This window comes from Micromonospora sp. NPDC048986 (genome assembly GCF_040649335.1).
Taxonomy (GTDB): Bacteria; Actinomycetota; Actinomycetes; order Mycobacteriales; family Micromonosporaceae; genus Micromonospora; species Micromonospora alfalfae.
Window position 1 is genome coordinate 188,099 of sequence record NZ_JBEZFJ010000006.1, and the last position, 21,141, is coordinate 209,239.

The 21,141-nt window shown below is 72.5% G+C and carries 18 protein-coding genes and 2 pseudogenes; 9 read left to right on the top strand and 11 right to left on the bottom strand.

The features are described 5' to 3' along the window. Positions 1–4 precede the first annotated feature (4 nt). Positions 5–808, bottom strand: a complete 804-nt coding sequence (gene trpC, locus AB0B94_RS14860; RefSeq protein WP_030334428.1) for an indole-3-glycerol phosphate synthase TrpC — start codon at positions 806–808, stop codon at positions 5–7. A gap of 487 nt (positions 809–1,295) precedes the next feature. Between trpC and AB0B94_RS14865 the strand changes: the two genes are divergently transcribed. After that, complete coding sequence (locus AB0B94_RS14865; RefSeq protein ID WP_357278465.1) at positions 1,296–1,565, top strand: hypothetical protein; 270 nt, start codon at positions 1,296–1,298, stop codon at positions 1,563–1,565. 28 nt (positions 1,566–1,593) lie between these two features. On the opposite strand, the gene AB0B94_RS14870 is transcribed toward AB0B94_RS14865, so the two are convergent. The 4 genes and pseudogenes from AB0B94_RS14870 to AB0B94_RS14885 form a co-directional block, all read right to left on the bottom strand. Beyond that, positions 1,594–2,184 (bottom strand): Trp biosynthesis-associated membrane protein, encoded by a 591-nt coding sequence (locus tag AB0B94_RS14870; protein ID WP_357277853.1) that lies wholly within the window; start codon positions 2,182–2,184, stop codon positions 1,594–1,596. 52 nt (positions 2,185–2,236) lie between these two features. Further along, positions 2,237–3,790 carry an anthranilate synthase component I gene (locus AB0B94_RS14875; protein ID WP_357277856.1) on the bottom strand — a complete coding sequence of 518 codons (1,554 nt, stop codon included), beginning with the start codon at positions 3,788–3,790 and terminating at the stop codon, positions 2,237–2,239. A gap of 58 nt (positions 3,791–3,848) precedes the next feature. Further along, positions 3,849–4,211 (bottom strand): annotated as a pseudogene (hisI, locus tag AB0B94_RS14880) (phosphoribosyl-AMP cyclohydrolase); the annotation flags it as partial. Positions 4,212–4,553: 342 nt separating this feature from the next. Beyond that, positions 4,554–4,838: pseudogene (locus tag AB0B94_RS14885) on the bottom strand (phosphoribosyl-AMP cyclohydrolase); the annotation flags it as partial. A 597-nt stretch (positions 4,839–5,435) separates the two neighbouring features. Here AB0B94_RS14885 and AB0B94_RS14890 point away from each other — a divergent pair. The 3 genes from AB0B94_RS14890 (at position 5,436) to AB0B94_RS14900 (ending at position 7,631) form a co-directional block, all read left to right on the top strand. Next, positions 5,436–6,191, top strand: a complete 756-nt coding sequence (locus AB0B94_RS14890; RefSeq protein WP_357277861.1) for an ABC transporter ATP-binding protein — start codon at positions 5,436–5,438, stop codon at positions 6,189–6,191. After that, complete coding sequence (locus tag AB0B94_RS14895) at positions 6,188–6,943, top strand: ABC transporter permease (RefSeq protein WP_238667352.1); 756 nt, start codon at positions 6,188–6,190, stop codon at positions 6,941–6,943. The genes AB0B94_RS14890 and AB0B94_RS14895 overlap by 4 nt, the downstream gene beginning before the upstream one ends. Positions 6,944–7,034: 91 nt before the next feature. Continuing rightward, positions 7,035–7,631: a TetR family transcriptional regulator gene (locus AB0B94_RS14900; protein WP_238667353.1), complete on the top strand. Its 597-nt coding sequence runs from the start codon at positions 7,035–7,037 to the stop codon at positions 7,629–7,631. A gap of 132 nt (positions 7,632–7,763) precedes the next feature. Here AB0B94_RS14900 and AB0B94_RS14905 read toward each other — a convergent pair whose 3' ends face one another. From AB0B94_RS14905 to AB0B94_RS14915, 3 genes are all read right to left on the bottom strand, one after another. Beyond that, positions 7,764–8,513: a DUF2470 domain-containing protein gene (locus AB0B94_RS14905; RefSeq protein WP_357277869.1), complete on the bottom strand. Its 750-nt coding sequence runs from the start codon at positions 8,511–8,513 to the stop codon at positions 7,764–7,766. An 83-nt stretch (positions 8,514–8,596) separates the two neighbouring features. Beyond that, a complete protein-coding gene (locus tag AB0B94_RS14910; protein WP_357277873.1) occupies positions 8,597–10,387 on the bottom strand; it encodes an ABC transporter ATP-binding protein in 1,791 nt (596 codons plus the stop codon). After that, the gene (locus AB0B94_RS14915; protein ID WP_357277877.1) at positions 10,384–12,267 is read right to left on the bottom strand and encodes an ABC transporter ATP-binding protein; all 1,884 of its coding nucleotides are present in this window, start codon (positions 12,265–12,267) and stop codon (positions 10,384–10,386) included. The genes AB0B94_RS14910 and AB0B94_RS14915 overlap by 4 nt, the downstream gene beginning before the upstream one ends. A 228-nt stretch (positions 12,268–12,495) precedes the next feature. Between AB0B94_RS14915 and AB0B94_RS14920 the strand changes: the two genes are divergently transcribed. The 3 genes from AB0B94_RS14920 (at position 12,496) to AB0B94_RS14930 (ending at position 16,164) form a co-directional block, all read left to right on the top strand. After that, a complete protein-coding gene (locus AB0B94_RS14920; protein WP_357277882.1) occupies positions 12,496–13,125 on the top strand; it encodes a TIGR03085 family metal-binding protein in 630 nt (209 codons plus the stop codon). Positions 13,126–13,339: 214 nt separating this feature from the next. Next, complete coding sequence (locus tag AB0B94_RS14925; protein ID WP_357277886.1) at positions 13,340–14,200, top strand: terpene synthase; 861 nt, start codon at positions 13,340–13,342, stop codon at positions 14,198–14,200. A 137-nt stretch (positions 14,201–14,337) separates the two neighbouring features. Beyond that, entirely contained in the window at positions 14,338–16,164 is a 1,827-nt protein-coding gene (locus AB0B94_RS14930; RefSeq protein WP_357277891.1) for a long-chain fatty acid--CoA ligase, read from the top strand. Between the two features lie 45 nt (positions 16,165–16,209). Here AB0B94_RS14930 and AB0B94_RS14935 read toward each other — a convergent pair whose 3' ends face one another. Both AB0B94_RS14935 and AB0B94_RS14940 read right to left on the bottom strand, forming a co-directional pair. Next, entirely contained in the window at positions 16,210–17,514 is a 1,305-nt protein-coding gene (locus AB0B94_RS14935) for a low temperature requirement protein A (RefSeq protein WP_357277896.1), read from the bottom strand. Positions 17,515–17,602: 88 nt separating this feature from the next. After that, positions 17,603–19,057 carry a PLP-dependent aminotransferase family protein gene (locus AB0B94_RS14940; RefSeq protein WP_357277900.1) on the bottom strand — a complete coding sequence of 485 codons (1,455 nt, stop codon included), beginning with the start codon at positions 19,055–19,057 and terminating at the stop codon, positions 17,603–17,605. Between the two features lie 59 nt (positions 19,058–19,116). Between AB0B94_RS14940 and AB0B94_RS14945 the strand changes: the two genes are divergently transcribed. Next, positions 19,117–19,788: a hypothetical protein gene (locus tag AB0B94_RS14945; protein WP_357277904.1), complete on the top strand. Its 672-nt coding sequence runs from the start codon at positions 19,117–19,119 to the stop codon at positions 19,786–19,788. Positions 19,789–19,889: 101 nt separating this feature from the next. Then, positions 19,890–20,351, top strand: coding sequence for a hypothetical protein (locus tag AB0B94_RS14950; protein ID WP_091407765.1), 462 nt, complete (start codon positions 19,890–19,892; stop codon positions 20,349–20,351). Between the two features lie 5 nt (positions 20,352–20,356). Here the strand turns inward: AB0B94_RS14950 and hisF are convergent, their stop codons facing one another. Further along, positions 20,357–21,124, bottom strand: coding sequence for an imidazole glycerol phosphate synthase subunit HisF (hisF, locus tag AB0B94_RS14955; protein WP_238667363.1), 768 nt, complete (start codon positions 21,122–21,124; stop codon positions 20,357–20,359). Between the last annotated feature and the right edge of the window lie 17 nt (positions 21,125–21,141).

Here is a 21,141-nt window from a genome sequence, read left to right on the forward strand (position 1 = left end):
GGGGTCAGCGCACCGGCCGGGGCGTTGCCGGGTGGTTGCCGGCGTTGACCAACTCGGCTACCGCCTCGCGGGGGCTCTTCTGGGTGACCAGGCCCTCACCCACGAGGACCGCGTCGGCGCCCGCGGAGGCGTACCGGATCAGGTCGTGCGGGCCACGAACGCCGGATTCGGCGATCTTGACGACGCTGCTGGGCAGGCCGGGCGCGATCCGCTCGAACACCGACCGGTCGACCTCCAGGGTACGCAGGTCACGGGCGTTGACCCCGATCACCTGCGCGCCGGCCTCCAACGCGCGGTCGGCCTCTTCCTCGTCGTGCACCTCGACCAGGGCTGTCATGCCCAGCGACTCGATGCGCTCCAGCAGGCCCATCAGGACGTTCTGCTCAAGTGCGGCGACGATCAGCAGCACCAGGTCGGCGCCGTGCGCGCGGGCCTCGTGGATCTGATAGCTGGAGACCACGAAGTCCTTGCGCAGCACCGGCACGGTGACCGCCGCACGGACGGCCGCCAGGTCGTCCAGCGAACCGCCGAACCAGCGCCCCTCGGTCAGCACGCTGATCGCCCGCGCCCCACCGGCCGCGTAGTCGACAGCGAGGTCAGCCGGATCGGCGATCTCGGCCAGCCGGCCCTTGGACGGCGACGAACGCTTCACCTCGGCGATCACCGCCACGCCGGGCTTGCGCAGCGCGGCGTACGCGTCCATGGGTGGCGGCGCCGCCGCTGCCAGTTCACGGATCCGCTCCAGCGGAACCTGCTCCTGGCGTCGGGCGACGTCTTCACGCACGCCGGCCAGGATCTCGTCGAGCACGCTTACGGACGCTGCCTGGCCGGCCTCGTCCCCCTCCGCGTGCGCATGCTCAGCAGTCACGAACGGACTCCCCTCTCCGGGCGTCATGGGCCGATGCTAGGGGCAGCCGACCGACGCCGAATGCCGGGGGTATGGCGCTGCTCACGAAAAGGCCTGCGGCATAATGGCCGACTTGCCGTGAAGGGGTTGTCACGCAGCGCCACCTCCGGTATCGACCACCGTCACGCGGTACGGAGCCTGGCGGCCACAGTCAGACCGGGCCGATCCATCGATCATGCCACCAGTTTCCGCTCGCCGCCCGGCGGCAGCGATGCCAGTCGATGCTGTGAGCAAGCTCAAGGCCGAACGGACGGTGCCTGGTCACGACCGAGGCGAGACAGTTGACCGGGCGGTCACCGCGGCGAAACGTCGACGGGCGAGCATCGTCCTCGGGCAGACTCGATGGCGCGCCTGCCCCGACCGCAGCAACTCCTCGTGCGAGGTGACCATGAGCATTTCCGAGCCGAACCCGACCATCGGACTGACCACCATCTCGCGGACCGTGGCATCGCTCGCCGTCGGAGTGGTGCACACAGTGGAACGGGCAGTGGTGGGCGAGGGACGGATGCGGACGGCACGGGGCAACGCCTGGGAGGCGGTCTGCGCCGACCGGGCCCGCGCCGACCAACGGGCCGAGCTGAACCGCCTGGTCGCCGAACTGACCGCCGCCCGCGCCGCCAGTCACCGTACCCAGTGGGAACGCCAGCCGGTCGGCTGACAATCCGCCGGCTGTCGCGGCCACCGCGTCAGTCGTCCGTCGGGTCCTCGCCCCGGTCCAGCGCGTCCCACGCCTCGGTGGTCCGCCGCCCCGCCAACGGCGTCGGCGGCACAACCGGGTCGCCCTGCGCCGGCGCGGCCTGCGGCCCGGTCCGCGCCGGACGTTCGTACCGGGCGCCCATCGCCGGCCAGTCAGCGCCACGCACCGCCGTCCACCAGCCACCCCCGGCGGCCAGCAGGCCACCGAGCAGGCAGAGCGCCGGCCACTGCCGGCTCGCGGCGCCGCCCACATCGGCCACCAGCCCGTACCCGCCGCCGGCCGCCACGGCCAGGCCGAGCACGCCGAGCAGCGCCCCGAGCACCCGACGCAGGCGACCCCGGGTGGCAAGCACCGCGCCAGCCCCGGCCAGTGTCACAAGGGCCAACGCCGGCAGCCACGGCAGCAGGCTCGCACCGCTGCGGGTGTCCCGCACCGGCGGCAGCGGCGCCGGACGTACGGTCAGCTCGACCGACCAGCTGCGCGTCGCGGCCCAGAGCGCCAGGCCCGCGCCGGCCAGGCAGAGCAGCACGGCGTACGTCAACGCGCGCCGGCCCGTGACGGACCGCTCCCCGCCGCTCACGACCTCGTCCCATCGTTCACCGCGGGGCTCCGCTTCGCCGCACTCCTCGCGCTCACCGTGCCGGCCGGAGGGTTTCGGCGGCCGCGATCGCAGCCAGCACTGCCGCTGCCTTGTTCCGCGTCTCCTGGTCCTCGGCGGCCGGGTCCGAGTCGGCGACCACCCCCGCCCCGGCCTGGACGTAGGCGCGGCCGTCCCGCATGAGCGCGGTCCGGATGGCGATCGCCATGTCCAGGTCGCCGCCGAAGCCGAAGTAGCCGACGGTGCCGCCGTAGAGGCCACGACGGACCGGTTCCAACTCCTCGATGATCTCCATGGCACGCACCTTCGGCGCCCCGGAGAGCGTGCCGGCCGGGAAGGTCGCGGCCAGCGCGTCGAAGGCGCTCTGGTCGTCACGCAGCGTGCCGGTGACAGTGGAGACGATGTGCATGACGTGGCTGTACCGCTCGATGGTGGCGAACTCGGGCACCTCCACGGTGCCGGGCTGACAGACCCGACCCAGGTCGTTGCGGCCCAGGTCGACCAGCATCACGTGCTCGGCGCGTTCCTTCGGGTCGGCGAGCAGCTCGGCGGCGAGCGCGGCGTCGGCGGCGGGGGTGCCGCCCCGCGGCCGGGTGCCGGCGATCGGGTGCAACAACGCCCGGCGTCGCCCGTCGGCGGCCCCGGTGACCTTCAGGTGCGCCTCGGGGGACGAGCCGACGATGTCGAAACCGTCGAAGCGCAGCAGGTACATGTACGGGCTGGGGTTGCTGGTACGCAGCACCCGGTAGACGTCCAGCGGGTCGGCGTGGGTCGTCCGCTCGAAGCGCTGGGAGAGCACGATCTGGAAGCACTCACCGGCCCTGATCGCCTCCTTGGCCGCCTCCACCGCCTTCGGGTAGCCGCCGTCGGGCGTGCGGCAGAGCACCTCGCCGGCCGGCGGACGCTCGACCGTGGAGATCATCGGTGGGATGGGCCGGGACAGCGCCGTGGTCATCGCGTCCAACCGGCCCACCGCGTGGTGGTAGGCGGCGGCGACCTGCGGGGCGCGGTCCGGTGCGTCCAACGGCGGTAGCACCGCGTTGGCGACCAGGATCGCGGAGCCGTCGTAGTGGTCGAGGACCACCAGGTCGGTGGCGAGCATCATGCCCAGCTCCGGGACGCCCAGGTCGTCCTCGGTCAGCTCGGGCAACCGCTCGAAACGCCGGATCAGGTCGTAGCCGAGGTAGCCGACCATGCCCCCGGTCAGCGGCGGCAGACCATCGGACGGGTCTCCGGCCGGGCCGGCCAGCGCCGCCACCGTCTCCCGCAGCATCCGCACCGGGTCACCCTCGGTGCTCAGCCCTGCCGGCGGCTGGCCGAGCCAGGTCGCCACGCCGTCGCGCTCGATCAGGGTCGCGCTGCTGCGGACGCCGATGAACGAGTACCGCGACCAGGCCATGCCGGCCGAGCCGACGCCCTGCTCGGCCGATTCCAACAGGAACGTGCCCGGCCCGCCGGCCAGCTTCCGGTAGACCCCGACCGGTGTCTCCGCGTCGGCCAGCAGCCGCCGGGTGACCGGCACCACCCGCCAGTCGGCGGCCAGCGCGGTGAAGGTGTCCAGGTCGGGGCTGAGGGTGCCGTCGGTCATCGGCCGACCCGCCTTTCGGTAGCGACTGCCGTGTGTCGCCGCGCTGCGCTCCGCGTGCTCACGGCGCCTCCGTCCCGGTGACGGGCAGCTCGGTGAAGAAGCAGGTCCGGTGCCCGGTGTGGCAGGCCGCGCCGACCTGGTCCACGCTCACCAGCAGCGCGTCCCCGTCGCAGTCCAGGGCGACCGACCGCACGTACTGGTGGTGCCCGGAGGTGGCGCCCTTGACCCAGTATTCGCGGCGGCTGCGCGACCAGTAGGTGGCCCGGCCGGTGGTGAGGGTGCGGTGCAACGCCTCGTCGTCCATCCAGGCCACCATCAGCACCTCACCGGAGTCGTGCGCGCGCACCACGGCGGCGACCAGACCGTCGGCGGTGCGGCGCAACTGGGCCGCGATGGCCGGGTCGAGCCGGGACGGGCGCGCCGACGCGGCCACCTCGTTCGGATCGCTGGGGACGCCGGTCACCGGCGGGTCAGGTACGGGCACAGTCGCCAATTCTCCCGCACGCGGCGCGGGCGCCGCCGACCGCTCCCGCCAGGGCTGCGGCGGAGGCCCCGAGAGCCAGCGCTGGGACGGGAGCAAGGGCTGCGACGAGGACCGGGACTGCGACGAGGACCGGGGCCGCGACGAGGGCCCGGACGGCGACGAGGGCCCGGCCGGTCGGGCCAGTTGGGCGACGTAGCGGTCCAGCCGGCCGTCGACCAGGGCGGCGGCCAGGTCCGCGCCGGCGGTGTCGGCGATCTCCTCGGCGTACGGCCGGATCAACGGCAGCGTGCCGGCGACCAGCCGAACGGCGGCGGCCCAGAGCTGCCCGGTGGCGCCCGGGCGCAACCCGAGGCAGAGCAGCATGTCCGTCCGGTAGCCGGGTGGCGCCACCGGCAGTTCCAGGGCCGCCGCGAAGGCCGCCCGGCGGGAGTGGACCCGCACGGACGGGTTGGCCGGTCGCAGCACCGAGGGGCAGAGCCGCGCCAGGTCGGCGACGGCGAGCCGGACCCCGAGACGATCGCTGGCCGCGCGGGCGGCGGCGGCCTTACCCAGCGTGGCGATCATCTCTTCCAGTCGGGGTGGCTCGGCGGGCTGGCAGAGCACCGGCAGGTCGATCCGGGGCCGCCAGTGCGGGTCGGCCCAGAGCAGCCGCGCCGGCGCGGTGACAGGCAGCCCGAACGCCCAGTCGGCCGGTTCGCCCAGCCGGTGCACCCAGGACCGGATGTCCCGGGCGGCCACCGAAACGTGAGTGACCTGGCCTGCGGACTCGTCCAGGTAGGCCCGGCGGGCCGCGTACGGGGCGCCGCCGACCAACACGTCGAGGTCGACGTCGCTGTGCGCGGTGGCGGCGCGGCGGGCGTGGCTGCCGCGCAACACGATGCCGACCACCGGCCGCTCGGCGGCCTGCCGCAACCGCGCGGCCCAATCCTCAAGAAAACCGCTATCCGGTAACGGAGCGTGACCCACCGCGCCATCGTGCCGTACGTCCGATCGGCGCGCAATGCCCGTTGGCGGACTTCGTGTCCGGTCCGGAGCCTACTGCCCTTTCTCGCGCTCCGCGCGACGGTTGGCCAGCCGGACACCGGCGCGGGCGTTGCGCCCGGCGCGATATTTCATCTAGCGTTGAGTTCAACAGGTGATGAGTTTCTGTGGAGGTGCGCGATGGACGATGCGATAGCCGTCCGAGACCTGGTCGTGGACCGGGGTGGGCGGCGGGTGCTGGACGGCATCAGCTGCCGGGTCCCGCGCGGCGCGGTCACCGGGCTGCTCGGCCCCAGCGGCAGTGGCAAGACCACGTTCATGCGCGCGGTGGTCGGGGTGCAGCTGGTCAGCGGCGGGACGGTCACCGTGCTCGGTCAACCGGCGGGCACCCCCGCGCTGCGGCACCGGGTGGGCTACCTGACCCAGGCCCCGAGCGTCTACGCCGACCTCACCGTCGGGGAGAACGCCCGTTACTTCGCGGCCCTGTACGGGCGTGGCCGCGCCGAGGCCGACCGGGCGATCAGCGATGTCGGGCTGGCCGAGGCCGCCGGTCAACTGGTCGGCACCCTCTCCGGCGGTCAACGCAGCCGGGCCTCGCTGGCGTGCGCCCTGGTCGGGGAGCCGGAGCTGGTCATCCTCGACGAGCCGACGGTCGGCCAGGACCCGGTGCTGCGCGCCGACCTGTGGGCCCGGTTCCACGCGATGGCCGCCGCCGGCACCACCCTGCTGGTGTCCAGCCACGTGATGGACGAGGCAGCACGCTGCGACCAACTGCTGCTGATCCGGCAGGGGCGGTTGATCGCCGACGACAGCCCTGCCGCGGTCCGCGCCGCCGCCGGTGTGGACGACCTCGACGAGGCGTTCCTGCGGCTCATCCGGGCCGGCGAGGCCGCCTCCACCAACACCGACGCGACAGCCGCACGGGAGACAGCATGAACGCGCGAATTCTCGCCGCCACCACCGGGCGCATCCTGCGTCAGCTCCGGCACGACCGACGGACCATCGCGCTGCTCGTGGTGGTGCCGGCCGTCCTGCTCACCCTTGTCTACTTCATGTACGCCGACCAACCGACCCCGCCCGGCCAGCCGACGACCTTCGACCGGATCGCGCTGGTGATGCTCGGCATCTTCCCCTTTGTGATCATGTTTCTGGTGACCAGCATCGCCATGCTGCGGGAACGCACCTCGGGCACGCTGGAGCGGCTGCTCACCACGCCGCTGGGCAAGCTCGATCTGCTCTTCGGGTACGGCATCGCGTTCGGGCTGGCCGCCGCCGTGCAGGCAGCCGTCGCCGCCGCGGTGGCGTATTGGATCTTCGATCTGGACACCGCCGGCAGCATCGGGCTGGTGCTCGGGATCGCCGTGCTCGACGCCGTGCTCGGCGTCGCCCTCGGGCTGCTGTGCAGTGCCTTCGCGCGCACCGAGTTCCAGGCAGTACAGTTCCTGCCAGTCGTGGTGATCCCCCAACTGCTGCTCTGCGGGCTGTTCGTGGCTCGCGACCAGATGGCCGGCTGGCTCCAGGCGCTCAGTGACGCCTTCCCCCTGTCGTACGCCATCGAGGCGTTGCAGGAGGTCGGTGCCCATGCCGAACCGACCGGCCGGATGTGGCGCGATGTCGGCGTGGTGTTCGGCGCGGTGGTGCTGGCGCTGGTGCTCGCGGCGGCCACCCTGCGCCGACGCAGCGGCTGACCGCCGGCGCCGGGGGCGGCGGCCAGCGCGGCAGCCGACCCCGGCGTGGGCCGGCCCACGACGGGCCGAGGCGAACGAACGAAGGGCGGCGATGACGCGGCGGACCGGCCGGCGACCCGGCAACCCGGGCACCCGGGAGGCGATTCTCGACGCGGCGCGGACGGCGTTCGCCGAACGTGGCTACGACGCCGCCTCGATCCGGGGAATCGCCGGAACGGCGCAGGTCGACCCGGCGCTCGTGCACCACTACTTCGGCAGCAAGGACCAGCTCTTCCTCGCCGCGATGAACTTTCCGGTCGACCCCGGTCAGCTGGTGCCGAGGGTGCTCGCCGGCGACCGGGACGGCGTCGGTGAGCGGATGGTGCGGATCTTCCTCGGCGTCTGGGACTCCCCGACCGGCAGCGCCGCACAGGCACTGCTGCGCTCCGCGGTGAGCAACGAGTGGACCGCTCGACTGCTGCGTGAGTTCGTCACCACCCAGGTGCTGCGCCGGGTGCTGGAAAACCTCGACGTCGACCCGGTCGAGCTACCGCTGCGGGGTTCGCTGGTGGCCACCCAGATGATCGGCCTGGCCATGATGCGGCACGTGGTACGCCTTGAGCCGGTCGCCTCGGCGGACCCGGAAACCCTGGTGGCCGCGATCGGCCCCACGATCCAGCGTTACCTCACCGGCCCGCTGCCAACCTGACCCCCGGCGCCGATCCCCCTCCCCTGGCCCCCGCGATCTTGCACTTTCTGCCCCGACCAAAGGGACACGCCACGCATACCGACGGCCGAAAGTGCAAGATCGGCGGAGTGGGGGGCGGGGTGGGGCGGGGGGTTAGTGCGGCGGGTGGGCGTGGGCCGTTTGGGGGAGTGGCGGCAGCAGCCGCAGCAGCTCGGCCGGGTCGGCCACCGGGCCCGGGAAGGCCAGCCGGACCCGACGCCGGGCGCCGGGTTGGCCGAGGGCCACCACCAGCCCGTAGCGGTCGATGCGCACCACCCGGGGCGGCCCGTCCGGGGTCTGCCCGGCCAACCCGAGCTGCCGGCACAGATACTCCGTCACCTGCGCGCCATGGCACTCGGCGAGGTCGGCGAGCAGGCGGGCCTCGACCGGGTGCACCGGGTCCGGCTCGGCCTCGGCGTACTCCACCGGGTCGATCCGGTGCACGACGCCGGCCCGCTCCCAGCGGACCTCGACCACCTCGAAGCGGAACAGCCGGAACCGGGTGCCCACGTCGAGCAGGTCGCCGGTCGGCTCCACCGCGGCGAACTCGACGGCCGCGTGGCGGGCCTCGTCGCCGCGCAGCTCGGCCGCCCAACCGGACACCCAGGCGCGACCCAGGCCAGGCGCGCCGGCGGCGGGCGGCAGGTCGAGCACGTCGAGCACCACAGCGACGTCGCTGCCCCCGACTGCCGGTTGCAGGGCGGCGGCCAGGTGGCTGGCCACCGGCACCAGCAGCAGCACCCGCCCGTCCGGGTCGGTGACGTGCCGGGCGTGGTGCGGACCCGGCCGGTGGGCCAGGTGCACGAGGCCGGGCAGGCGGCCGGCGACGAGGGTACGGACGATCTCGGCGGAGTTGGGCCGCATGGGCGCGACCTCCTTCTGAGGTTAGGCTTACCTAACCCGGAGCCTAGAGCACCCGCCCGTCGGCGTCCACCACACCGCGCGCCTCACCGGGTCTGCTCCAGCCAGGAGGCGTAGAGCAGGCCGTACACCGAGTCGGCGTCGCGGACCAGCTCGTCGTGCGGGCCGCGCTGCACCACCCGACCCCGATCCACCACTATCACCTCGTCGGCCGCCTGCGCCGTGGAGAGCCGGTGCGCGATCGCGAGGGTGGTCCGACCCCGGGTGACCGCGTCCAACGTGCGTTGCAACCGGACCTCCGTCGCCGGGTCGACAGCGCTGGTCGCCTCGTCGAGCACCAGCAGATCCGGATCAGCCACGTACGCGCGGGCCAACGCGACAAGCTGCCGCTCCCCGACACTGAGCGCCTCGCCGCGCTCCCCGACCGGAGTGTCCAGGCCCGCCGGCAGACCCTCCAGCCAGTCCGACAGGCCCAGCTCGGTGAAGGCCGCGCTCAACTCCTCGTCGGTCAACTCCGGCCGGGCGAACCGGACATTGTCCCCCACCGTCGCGTCGAAGAGGAACCCGTCCTGCGGCACCATCACCACGCGGGAGCGCAGCGAGTCGAACCGGACGTCGGTCAGCTGCACCCCGGACAGCAGCACCGCCCCGGCCGACGGGTCCATCAGCCGGGTCAGCAACTTGGCGAACGTGGTCTTGCCGCTGCCGGTCTCACCGACCACCGCCACCCGACTCTTCGCCGGGATCTCCAGGTCGATGTCGTGCAGCACCGGAGGGCCACCCGGATAGGCGAACCGCACGCCGGCGAACCGGATGTCCAGCGGCCCGCCCGGCAGCTCCCGCCCCTGCTCCCCCGGGTCGGCCACGTCCGGGGCGACGTCCAGCACGTCCAGCACCCGACGCCAGCCGGCGATCGCGTTCTGCGCCTCGTTGAGCACCTCGGTGGCGATCTGCACCGGCTGGATGAAGAGCGTCACCAGGAAGAGGAACGCGGTCAGCTGGCCGATCGACAGCGTGCCGTCCACCCCCAGCAGCACGCCGAGCACCACCACGCCGGCCAGCGCCAGCCCCGCCGCCAACTCGCCGACCGAGCTGCCCACGATGCTGATCCGGATCGCCCGCTGCTGCGCCAGCCGCTGCCGGTCGATCGCCTCGTCCAGCCGCCGCTCGGTGCGCCCGGCGATCCCGTACGCCCGGATCACCGGCGCGCCCACCACGCTCTCGCCGATCGCGCCGAGCAACGTGCCGGTGCGTTGGCGCACCGTCGCGTACGCGCTGCCGAGGCGACGTTGCAACTGCCGGATGACGAACACCGCCGGCAGGAACGCGGCCAGCACCACCACTGTCAACTGCCAGGAGTACGCCAGCATGACGGCGGTGGTGACCACCAGCTGACCGAGGTTGACCAGCAGGATCACCCCGCCCCACTGGAGGAACTGGGTGATCTGGTCCACGTCGCTGGTGACCCGCGAGACCAGCGAACCGCGCCGCTCCGACTGCTGGTGCAACATCGACAGGTCGTGCACGTGGCGGAACGCGCGCGTCCGGACATTGGCCAGCGCCGTCTCGCTGACCGTGAACAGCCGGCGCATCATCAGGTAGCCGCAGATCGTGGTGATGGTCAGGATCGCCGCGGTGACCGCCACCACCGTCCAGACCACGTTCAGATTCAGGCCACCGACGAGACCCCGGTCGATGCCCTGCTGCACGGCCACCGGCACGGCAACCCGACCGACCATGTAGACCAACGCCAGGGCCAACGTGCCGGCCAGACCGATCCGTAGCTCCGGCGAGAGCGCCAGGCCCCGACGCAGGGTCTGCCAGGTCGTCTCCTGCCGGGCCTCCTGCTCGTCGGTCCCCGTAGTCGTCGTACTCACCGGTCCACCTCGATCTCCAGGCCCGACGGCAGCGGCGCCACGTCGTCGCCGTAGGAACTTTCCTGTGCCCGCTCCACCTCGGCCTGCTCGTAGGCGGTGACCAGGTCGACGTAGCCGGGCACGGTGGCCAACAAATCGCTGTGGGTGCCGCGGGCGACCACCCGTCCCTGCTCCACGTAGATGACCTCGTCGGCGAGCGCGATGGTGGCCCGGCGGTACGCCACCACCAGGATCGACGCGGCCGGAACTCCCGCCTGCGTGGTCGACGACCGCAGCCCCGCCAGGATGGCCGCCTCCACTCGAGGATCGACAGCGCTCGTCGCGTCGTCGAGCACCAGCAGGCGCGGTCGGCCGGCCAGCGCGCGGGCCAGTGTGAGCCGTTGCCGCTGACCGCCGGAGAGCGACGTGCCCCGCTCGCCGACCATGGTGTCCAGACCATCGGGCAGCGCGGCGACGAACCCGTCCGCCTCGGCCAGCCGCAGCGCGGCCCAGACCACCTCGTCGTCGACACCGGGCCGGTCGAGGGCGATGTTGGCGCGGACCGTGTCGTCGAAGATGAAGGGCACCTGGGCGACCAGGGCCACAGTGCCGGCCAACGACGCGGAGGTCAGCTCACGCACGTCCACGCCGTCCAGGCTCACCGTGCCGGAGTCCGGGTCGACGAGGCGCACCGCCAGCGAGGCGATCGTGGACTTGCCGGCGCCGGTCGGCCCCACCAGGGCCACCGTCCGCCCGGACGGCACCGTGAAGCCGACCTCGCCGAGGACCTGCGCGCCCGGCGGGTGCGCTTCGGCCGGCGGGTAGGAGTAGTGCACGTCGGTGAAGGTGAGGGTGGCCGGGCCGGCACCGGCCGGGTCGAGCACCCGCTGCCCGTACGGCATCTCGCCGGTGGCGTCGAGCACCCGGCGCACCCGGTCCCAGCCGGCGACGCTGCGCGGCAGCTCGGCCAGCACCCAACCGATGGCCCGCACCGGGAAGGCCAGCACTGTGAAGAGGAAGGCCACGCTGACGAGCTCGGTCACGCTGATCGCGCCCTGGCGCAGCCGGAACGCCCCGACCACCAGTACGGCGAGGGTGCCGAGACTGGGCAGCGTCTCCAGCAGCGGGTCGAAGACGCCGCGCAGCCGGCCGACGGCGATCAGCGAGTCGCGCAGCTCACCGGCGCGGCCCGCGAACCGGGCGGTCTCCTGGGCCTCGCGGCCCATCGTCTTGACCACCAGGGCGCCGTCGAAGCTCTCGTGGGCGATGCCGCTGACCTCGGCGCGCAGTCGCTGCGCCCGCGCCTGCCGGGGGGCCATCCGGCGGGAGTAGACGACGTTGAGCGCGAAGAGCGCGGGGAAGACCGCGAGCCCGACCAGGGCGAGCGCCCAGTCGGTGGCGAAGAGCGACACTATCGCGCCGACCAGCATCACCAACGTGCCGACGGCGAACGGCAGCGGCGCGATCGGATACCAGGCCGCCTCCACGTCGGAGTTGGCGTTCGACAGCAGGGTGCCGGTGGAGTTGCGGTGGTGCCAGGACAGCGGCAGCTCCAGGTACCGGCGGGTCACCCTGCGTCGGTAGGAGGCCTGGAGGCGGTACTGCATGTAGCCGGCGCCGAGCCGGCGGCCGAAGATGCCGGCCACCCGCAGCACGCTGATCCCGAACAACGCGGCCGCGGCCAGCGCCAGGGTGCCGGCGCCCACCTCGCCGCGTTCGATGGCCGGAAGCGCCACCTCACCGATGACCGACCCGACCACCCGGGCGCTGACAATGATCATCCCGCCGAAGAGCACGCTGCCGACGACCGCCACCGAGAAGATCCGCGGTTGCTCACGGATCGCCTGCCGCAGGACCCCCAGCCCTCGACTGAGAACGTCCCGACTTGTCTTGCTCGCCACGCTCTCCCCCGCCGTAAGCCGCAATTATCTCCCTCATCCTTACCGGTCGGGGCCGATGCCGCCGACCCTGACTGGATATGTCGACCATCACGTAACGGACGGGGGCGTGCCGCAGGCGCCGACCGGCGTCGTGTGTCACGCGCTGGCCGACCGTGGTCCGCTGTCGCGCGCCGGCCGACCGGCGTCCGCTGTCGCGCGCCGGCGGGCCGCCGGGCCTACGATCGGGCCATGCCGCGGTACGCCCGAGCCGAGCGCGAGGCGCTCGCCGATCTTCTCCTGGCCCTCGGGCCGGACGCCCCGACCATCAACGAGGGCTGGGCGACCCGTGACCTCGCCGCGCATCTGGTGTTGCGGGAGCGCCGTCCGGACGCGGCGGGTGGGATCGTGCTGCCACCGCTGCGCGGCTACGCCGAACGGGTCCGTCGGCGACTCGCCGCACGGCCCTACCCCGAGCTGGTGGCACAGGTGCGCCGACCGCCGCTGTGGAGCCCGGTCAGCAACCCGCTGACCGACGAGTTGGCGAACACGATGGAGTTCTTCATCCATCACGAGGACGTCCGGCGGGCCGGCTCCGGGTGGCAGCCGCGCGATCTGCCCACCGGCCTGCAGAGCGCGCTCTGGAAACGCGCGGCCCCGATGGTCCGGCTGGCACTGCGCCGCTTTCCGGCGGACCTCTACGTGCAGGCGCCCGGCCACGGCGAGATCTCCCTCGGACGCGGTGGTGAGCCACTGCGCCTGGTCGGCGCCCCGGCCGAGCTGGTGCTGTTCGTCTCCGGCCGGCAACGGGTGGCCCGGGTCCAACTGAACGGCTCGACCGAGGCGGCTCGGCGGCTACGCGCCGCCAACCTGGGCATGTGACTGTTTGTACGTAAACGGTCACCGAACAACTGTGGAGTTGCCCACACCCAGCGAAAGACGCTGATACCTCCTCCCGTACGCTTCACCGCGCCGCTCCGCGCCGAGCGGCACGAAGTGGGGGCGCATTGTGCGGGACTTCGCGATTTCGGCGCTGAGGGAACCCCCGTTTCCCACCGGGCGCCACGGGGCCACCGACCAGGTGGCGGGTGAGAGCGTGGAGTGGGCGCGCACGTTCGGGCTGGTCGATTCCAGCCAACGCGTGCGACGCCTGGAACGGGCCGACGCCGCCGGACTGGCCGGCCGTGCCTGCCCGGACGGCTCCGTCGAGGGCCTGCGGCTGCTCACTGACCTGATCAGCTGGCTCTTCGTGATGGACGACGCCTGCGACGAGGACGGCCTCGGCGCCGACCCGGTCCGACTGGGTCCGGCGATCAGCACCCTGCTCGACGTGCTGGACCGCTGCGGTGACCCGTACGTCGTGCCGCCCGCCGTCGGGCCACTGGGTGACGCGCTGCACGACCTCTGCCGCCGGACCCGACTGCACGATCACGCCGGACTGCTGCTGCGGTTCGTCAGCCAGATGCGCGAGTACCTGTTGGCGCTGCTCTGGGAGGCGGGCAACCGGGAACGTCGGCGCGTGCCCGAGGTGGCGGAGTACGTGCAGCTACGCCGGCACATCGGCGGCGTGCACCCCTGCCTCACCCTGACCGACCTGGCGTCGACGCGGCCCTCCGGGCCAGCCCAGCGGGCCAACCCGGGGCTGGTCGCCCTGGACCTGCTGGCGGTGGACCTGGTCTGTTGGTGCAACGACCTCTTCTCCTACGGCAAGGAGAGCCAGGCCGACCCGGACGCGCACAACCTCGTCACGGTGATCGCCCAGGGCAGCGACGCGGACGAGGTGACAGCGCTGCGGAGTGCGGCACACCGGTTCAACCAGGGGTTGGCGACGTACCTGGACGCGGAGGAGGCGCTGCGCGCCGCCGGCGACGACGGGATCCGCGACGCCCTGGCCGCCCGGCGCAACTGGGTCCGGGCCACCTACGACTGGTCAGTGGTGGCTGCCCGCTACGCCTGATCGGCCGTACCGGTTGGCGGGATGGGCCGGCCGGACGATCAACAGGGCTAGCCGATGCACGGCAACAGGCAATACTCTTCGGTAACCATCATGACGTGACGACCGTCACGCCACCACCCCCGAAGGCGGCTACAGCGATGGCTCTCGATGTACCGTACCGCTCCATCCCGGACATGTTCCTCAAGCGCGTGGCGGCCACCCCCGACCGGAACGCGTTCGCGTCCCCCAACCCCGACGACTCGGGGCCCGTCTGGCTGACCTGGGCGCAGGTCGGGCAGCGCGCCAAGGCGGTCGCCGCCGGCCTGCACGGCCTCGGCGTCGGCCAGGAGGACCCAGTCGCGATCCTCGCCAACACCCGGCTGGAATGGGTGATCGCCGACCTCGGCATCATGTGCGCCGGCGGCGCGACAACCACCGTCTACCCCACCACCGAGCCGGCCGACGCGACGTACATCATCGCCGACTCCGGATCGAAGGTGCTGTTCGCGGAGAACCCGGCCCAGGCGGCGAAGATCGCCGGGGCGTCCCTGCCCGCGCTCACCCACGTGGTGCTCCTCGACGGCGCCGTCGACCCGAACGCCGCCATCGCGCAGTTGACGCTGTCCGACCTGGAGGAGCGCGGCACCCAGGCGCTGGCCGCCGAGCCGGAGCTGATCGACATGCTGGTGGCCGGCATCGGCCCGGACCACCTGGCCACCCTGATCTACACCTCCGGCACCACCGGCCGGCCCAAGGGCGTCGAGCTGCTGCACGGCGGCTGGTGCTGGGAGGCCGTGGCGCAGGCGGAGGTCGGGCTGCTGCGCGACGACGACCTGCAGTACCTGTGGCTGCCGCTGGCCCACTCGTTCGGCAAGACCCTGCTCTGCGGCGCCATCCACGTCGGCCTGCCCACCTACGTCGACGGGCGGGTGGACAAGCTGGTCGACCTGCTCTCGGTCATCCGCCCGACGCTGATGTGCGGTGCTCCCCGGGTGTTCGAGAAGGTCTACAACAAGGCAGTGACCACCGCGCAGGGCGCCGGCGGCGCGAAGGCGAAGATCTTCGGCTGGGCCGTCGGCGTCGGCAAGGAGAAGGTCACCCTGGAGCAGGCGGGCAAGCCGGTGCCGGCCGGGCTGAAGCTGCGCTACGGGCTTGCCGAGAAGCTGGTGTTCAGCAAGCTTCAGGCCCGCCTGGGCGGCCGGATGCGGGTGCTGGTGTCCGGCGCCGCGCCGCTCAGCCCCGAGATCGCCACCTTCTTCGCCGCCGCGAACCTCCCGATCTCCGAGGGCTACGGCCTGACCGAGACCAGCGCCGGCAACTTCGTCAACCCTCCGGCCGGGCTACGGATCGGCACCGTGGGCCGGGCGATGGGCGACCTCGAGTGCAAGATCGACACCGACGGGGAGATCCTGGTGCGGGGTCGGCCGGTGATGCGCGGCTACCACAACCTGCCGGAGGAGACCGCTGCCGCGTTCACCGAGGACGGCTTCTTCCGTACCGGTGACATCGGCAGCCTCGACGAGCAGGGCTACCTGCGCATCACCGACCGCAAGAAGGACCTGGTCAAGACGTCGGGCGGCAAGTACATCGCGCCGTCGCACATCGAGGGCATGTTCAAGGCCATCTGCCCGTACACCTCGCAGGCGGTCGTCGTCGGTCAGGCCCGCAACTTCTGCACGATGCTGGTCACCCTGGACCAGGACGCGATCCGGGGCTGGGTCGCCGGCGGCCCCCTCGAAGGGCGCAGCTACACCGAGATCGTCGCGTCGGCTGAGGCCCAGACGATGGTCGAGGAGTACGTCGCCCAGCTCAACGCCAAGCTCAACCGCTGGGAGACGATCAAGAAGGTGGCCATCCTGCCGCGCGACCTGACGATCGAGGACGGCGAGATCACCCCGTCGTTGAAGATCAAGCGGCGTGGGGTGGAGAGCAACTTCTCCGCCGAGATCGACAAGATGTACGCCGGCACCCTCGCCGAGCTCTGAGCCGACCGAGGGTCCCGTGCCGGCGAGCAGGCCGGTGCGGGACCCTCACAGGTGGTGACCCCGCCACCTCGTCTGTTCCTCCTCCGCGGCGAGCTGCTCCTCCAACGCCATCTGCCGGACCCCGGCCCGGCGCCGGGAGTCGATGACCGTCTGCGCCGCCACCGCCACCGCCGTGGCCAGCGCCAACATGGTCAAGGCGATCAGCTCGGGTAGCGACCCGGCAACCGGCACCAGCGCAATCAGCAGCAGGATCCCGCCGACGGTGGGCCAGCGGGGCGCGCCGAGCATCCGCCGGCCGAGCACGATGAGCGAGAGCAGGTAGAGCGCGACCCCACCGTAGAGCGCCAGCAGGTCGAAGCTCGGCAGCGGAATGCCCCAGCTCGGTGTGGTGGGATCGGCGCCTTCGTGGATCAACCCCTTGAGTCCGAGCGCGAACAGGATGATGCCGGCGATGACCGGCAAATGCAGGTAGCTGTAGGCGTTGCGGGCCAGGATGGCGCGCGCGTCCGGGTCGCGGGTGCGGTGCAGGGTCTGTTCCATGCCGAGCGCCAGGGTGTCGAAGTACGCCCACCACATCGCGGCGGCCACCGCGATGCCGAGCACCGCGGCGAACAGCACCGGCCAGGTCAGCGGCAGGCCGGCGGTTTCGCCGGGACTGAACCCGAGCGCGATGATCGCCTCGCCGAGGGCGACCAGGACGATCTGACCGTGCCGCTCCGCCCAGTGCCCGGCGGAGAGCACCGTCCACCCGGTGCCCCGCAGCGCCAGCCCGGCCCCGTACTCCACGCTGAGGGCCGCGAGCCAGCACAGCAGCCGGGTCACCGACTCGGCCGTTCCGTCGAAGAGCCGCTGGGGCAGCAACCCGGCGACCACGATGAGGCTCGTGGCCAGGAACGCCGGCAGGGCGAGCAACTGCCAGCGTCGACGCACGTCGCGGTTCCGGCGGCCGATCCACAGGAAGATCACACTCTCGCTCACCCGGACCACGAAGTAGCAGGTTGCGAAGACCAGCGGACCGAACAGCCCACCGGGACGGTCGACGAACGCCTTCGGCAGACTCAGCGCCAGCACGAAGGCGGCGGCGATGGTGACGAACCCGACCGCCGGGACGATGCCCTGGTCGGTACGGATCAGGTTGCCCAGCACGGCGAACCCCGACCAGCACCACCAGAGCAGGGCCAGCAGCACCAGGCACTGGGCCAGGCCGCGGGCGGTCGGATTGCCGGCGGTGGCCGTGGTGACGTGCAGAAAGGCGAAGACGAAGACCAGGTCGTAGAAGAGTTCCAGCGGGGTCGCCCGCGAGCCCGGCGCACTCCGGCGGACCCCGCGTGTCCCGCCACCCTGGCCCACCAGGAGAGTGTGGCAGCCGAACCAGATCGAATGACATGTTCCCGGCATAACGGTGCCGGCGGATCCCGATGGTGTGTTCGGCGCTGGCTCAGGCGATGACGGCGGGCTCCCGCCACCGCTGGCGGCCGGCCCGGTCCAGGTCGTAGCGGATCGCCGCGATCCGCCCGACGGCCTCCACGAGGTCCGCCGCGGGCAGGGTGAAGGGCAGCCGCAAAAAGCGCTCCAGGGTGCCGTCCAGGCCGAACCGGGGACCCGGGGCCAGCCGTACGCCGACCTCCTCCGCGGCCCGGGCCAGCGCGCTCGAGACCGGGCCGTCCAACTCGGCCCACAGCGTCACGCCACCCCGTGGCACTGTGACCCGCCACTCCGGCAGTTGGTGCGCCAGCGCGCCGAGCAGGGCGTCGCGCTGGACGGCCAACTGGACGCGGCGGTCGGCGACGATGGCCTCGGCGTCGGCGAGCAGGTGCACCGCTACCAGTTGGTCCAGCACCGGGCTGGCCATGTCCACCCCGACCCGCACGGCGGCCAGCCGCTGCACCTGCGGCGCGGACGCGCGGACCCAACCGATCCGCAGGCCACCCCAGTAGGGCTTGCTCATCCCGCCGATGCTGACCACCCGGCTGTGCCGGTCGTAGGTGGCGACCGGGGGTGGCACCTCGGTGCCGTCCATGGACAGGTCCACGAAGGACTCGTCGATGATCAGATCGGTGCCGACCGCGTGCGCCGCGGCCACCACGTGTTCGCGCAGGGAGGCGGGCATCAGATGCCCTGTCGGGTTCTGGAACTCGGGAATCAGATAGGCCAGCTTGGGCCGGGTCTGCCGGAGAGTGCCCAGCAACAGGTCGGGCTCCCAGCCGGCGTCGGCGGCCAGCCCGTGGGTGCTGATCCGGGCCCGCCGGCCGGCCAGCGCGGCGAGGGCGTTGGGGTAGGTCGGGGACTCGACCAGCACGGTGCCACCCGGGGCCAGGGCGAGCCGCAGCACCAGATCCAGTGCGTGCTGGGTGCCGCTGGTGACCATGATCTGATCGGCCGAGGTGGGCAGACCCCGGGCGGAGTACGCGTCGGCCACCGCCTCGCGCAGCTCGATGATGCCGGTCGGGTGGTAACCGGCCCCGCTGAGGTAGCGGGGCAGGTCCTCGGCGGCGGCCCGCGCGGCTGACAACAGCTGCGGCGGGGCGGCCAGCGCCGCGACGCCGAGGTCGAGCATCTCCCTGTCGTCCAGCGGAGTCCACAGGCCGGTGCTGGCCACCCGGTGGTTGCCGGGCAGCATCGTCCAGCTACCGGCGCCACGACGGCTGGTCAGGTGTCCGGTCTCGCGGAGCTGCCGGTAGGCGGCGGTGACGGTGGTCCGGCTGATCCGCAGCGCCTCGGCCAGCTCCCGTTCGGCCGGGAGGCGGACGCCCAGCGGCAGCCGGCCGTCGGCGAGCAGCCCGCGCACCGAGCCGGCCAGCGCGGCGTAGTCGGGGCTGCGGCGGCGGCCCGGCAGGGCATGCCACTGCCCGAGCAGACGGGCCAATTGGACGCCGCGCACCTGCCCTGTCATAGCCACTCCTCGGATATTGGCTTCTTCCTCGACGCGGATTGGCACCTAGGGTGGCATGCATGGCACTGCTTGGCAATCTGCGGCACCGACCGGTTCGACGGTTGGTCCAGCTCTACCTCGGGCTCACGCTCTACGGCGTCAGCATGGCCCTGATGATCCGCTCCGACCTGGGCCTCGACCCGTGGGACGTGTTCCACCAGGGGCTCTCCGAGCTGACCGGGCTCTCCTTCGGCACTGTCACCATCGGCGTCGGCGCGCTGGTCCTGCTGCTCTGGATCCCGCTACGGCAGCGGCCCGGCCTCGGCACTGTCAGCAACGTCGTGGTGATCGGCCTGGTAGTGGACGCCACACTGGCCCTGGTGCCCCCGGGTGGCCCGTTCAGCGTCCGGATCGCGATGCTGATCAGCGGGATCGTCGCCAACGGCGCCGCCACCGCTCTCTACCTCGGCGCCCGGTTGGGGCCCGGCCCCCGCGACGGTCTGATGACGGGGTACGTGGCCCGCCGGCCCGGCCGGTCGATCCGACTGGTGCGCACCGTCATCGAGGTCACGGTGCTGGCACTGGGCTGGCTGCTCGGCGGCAAGGTCGGCTTGGGAACCGTCGCGTACGCCCTGGCCATCGGCCCGTTGGCCCAGTTCTTCATCCCGCTGTTCGTCGTGCCGGAGGGCACCGAGCCGGACAGCGCCGCGCCCCCACCGGGCAACCCCGCGCCGGCCACCCCGGCCGGCTGAACCCTCACCGACCGTCCGCGAACCGGTACGTGGTGGTGGTGCCGCGCACCGGTTCGCGGGTGGGTGTTCCCTTCCGCGACGCGCGCCGTCATCATCTCTGCATGGGGGAGAACGGTTGGCGCTGGAACGACGCCTGGATCTTCGTGTCGCTCGTCATCGCGAGCGGGGCCGGACGGCACCGCCGGTCGGCGACAAGCCGACGACCGGAGGGCGTCCGCCTGACCGACGTGCTCTCCACCGCCGACCACCTCAACCACGCGATTCCGCAGCGACACGAGGTGGAGGCAGCGGTCCAGCGGTTGGTCGGCGCCGGGCTGGTCAGCGTCGCCGACGGCTGGTTCCGGATCACCGCCGAGGGTGAGCAGCTGTGGCGTACCCGGCCGCGCGCGGGTGTGGCCACAATGGTGGACACCGTGCAGGGTGTGTTGACCCGCCGGCACGCGCCGGGCAGCGCCGACTGGATCCTGGACGAGGCCGACCACGCGGCTGCCGTCCAGGAGTACGCGGTCCGTTCGATTCCCACCCCGCGCCGGTCACCGGAGGGGCACTCCGGCGAGCGCTGAACCGTTCAGCGCACCGGATGGCCGCCGAGGCGCAGCGCGTCCTTGACCTCGGCGACGGTCAGCTCGCCGAAGTGAAAGACGCTGGCGGCGAGCACGGCGTCCGCGCCAGCGCCGACAGCGGGCGGAAAGTGCGCCACCTCGCCGGCGCCCCCACTGGCCACCACCGGCACGTCCACCACCGCGCGCACCGCGGCGATCAGCTCCAGGTCGAAGCCCGCCTTGGTGCCGTCGGCGTCCATCGAGTTGAGCAGGATCTCCCCCGCGCCCAACTCGGCGCCCCGGTGCGCCCACCACACGGCGTCGATGCCGGTGCCGCGCCGACCCCCGTGGGTGGTGACCTCGAAGCCGCTGGGCGTGCCGCCGTTGGGCGAGCGCCGCACGTCGAGGGAGAGCACGAGCACCTGCCTGCCGAACCGGTCGGCGATCTCGGCGATCAGCTCCGGACGGGCGATGGCGGCGGTGTTCACGCCGACCTTGTCCGCGCCGGCGCGCAGCAGTGTGTCAACGTCGGCGACCTGCCGGACCCCACCGCCGACGGTCAGCGGGATGAACACCGACTCGGCGGTGCGGCGCACCACGTCGAGCATCGTGCCCCGGTCGCTGGAGGACGCCGTGACGTCGAGGAAGGTCAACTCGTCAGCGCCGGCCCGGTCGTACGCGGCGGCCAGCTCCACCGGGTCGCCGGCGTCACGCAGGTCGAGGAAGTTGACCCCCTTGACCACCCGCCCGGCGTCCACGTCCAGACAGGGGATCACCCGTACCGCCACCGTCATGCCGCGAGCCTATCCTC

Excerpts from the sequence above, each read along its gene's own strand:
- AB0B94_RS14865 (WP_357278465.1), top strand. The coding sequence starts at position 1,296 with ATGAGCATTTCCGAGCCGAACCCGACCATCGGACTGACCACCATCTCG.
- AB0B94_RS14875 (WP_357277856.1), bottom strand. The coding sequence starts at position 3,790 with ATGACCGACGGCACCCTCAGCCCCGACCTGGACACCTTCACCGCGCTG.
- AB0B94_RS14890 (WP_357277861.1), top strand. The coding sequence starts at position 5,436 with ATGGACGATGCGATAGCCGTCCGAGACCTGGTCGTGGACCGGGGTGGG.
- AB0B94_RS14895 (WP_238667352.1), top strand. The coding sequence starts at position 6,188 with ATGAACGCGCGAATTCTCGCCGCCACCACCGGGCGCATCCTGCGTCAG.
- AB0B94_RS14900 (WP_238667353.1), top strand. The coding sequence starts at position 7,035 with ATGACGCGGCGGACCGGCCGGCGACCCGGCAACCCGGGCACCCGGGAG.
- AB0B94_RS14905 (WP_357277869.1), bottom strand. The coding sequence starts at position 8,513 with ATGCGGCCCAACTCCGCCGAGATCGTCCGTACCCTCGTCGCCGGCCGC.
- AB0B94_RS14920 (WP_357277882.1), top strand. The coding sequence starts at position 12,496 with ATGCCGCGGTACGCCCGAGCCGAGCGCGAGGCGCTCGCCGATCTTCTC.
- AB0B94_RS14930 (WP_357277891.1), top strand. The coding sequence starts at position 14,338 with ATGGCTCTCGATGTACCGTACCGCTCCATCCCGGACATGTTCCTCAAG.
- AB0B94_RS14940 (WP_357277900.1), bottom strand. The coding sequence starts at position 19,057 with ATGACAGGGCAGGTGCGCGGCGTCCAATTGGCCCGTCTGCTCGGGCAG.
- AB0B94_RS14945 (WP_357277904.1), top strand. The coding sequence starts at position 19,117 with ATGGCACTGCTTGGCAATCTGCGGCACCGACCGGTTCGACGGTTGGTC.
- AB0B94_RS14950 (WP_091407765.1), top strand. The coding sequence starts at position 19,890 with ATGGGGGAGAACGGTTGGCGCTGGAACGACGCCTGGATCTTCGTGTCG.
- hisF (WP_238667363.1), bottom strand. The coding sequence starts at position 21,124 with ATGACGGTGGCGGTACGGGTGATCCCCTGTCTGGACGTGGACGCCGGG.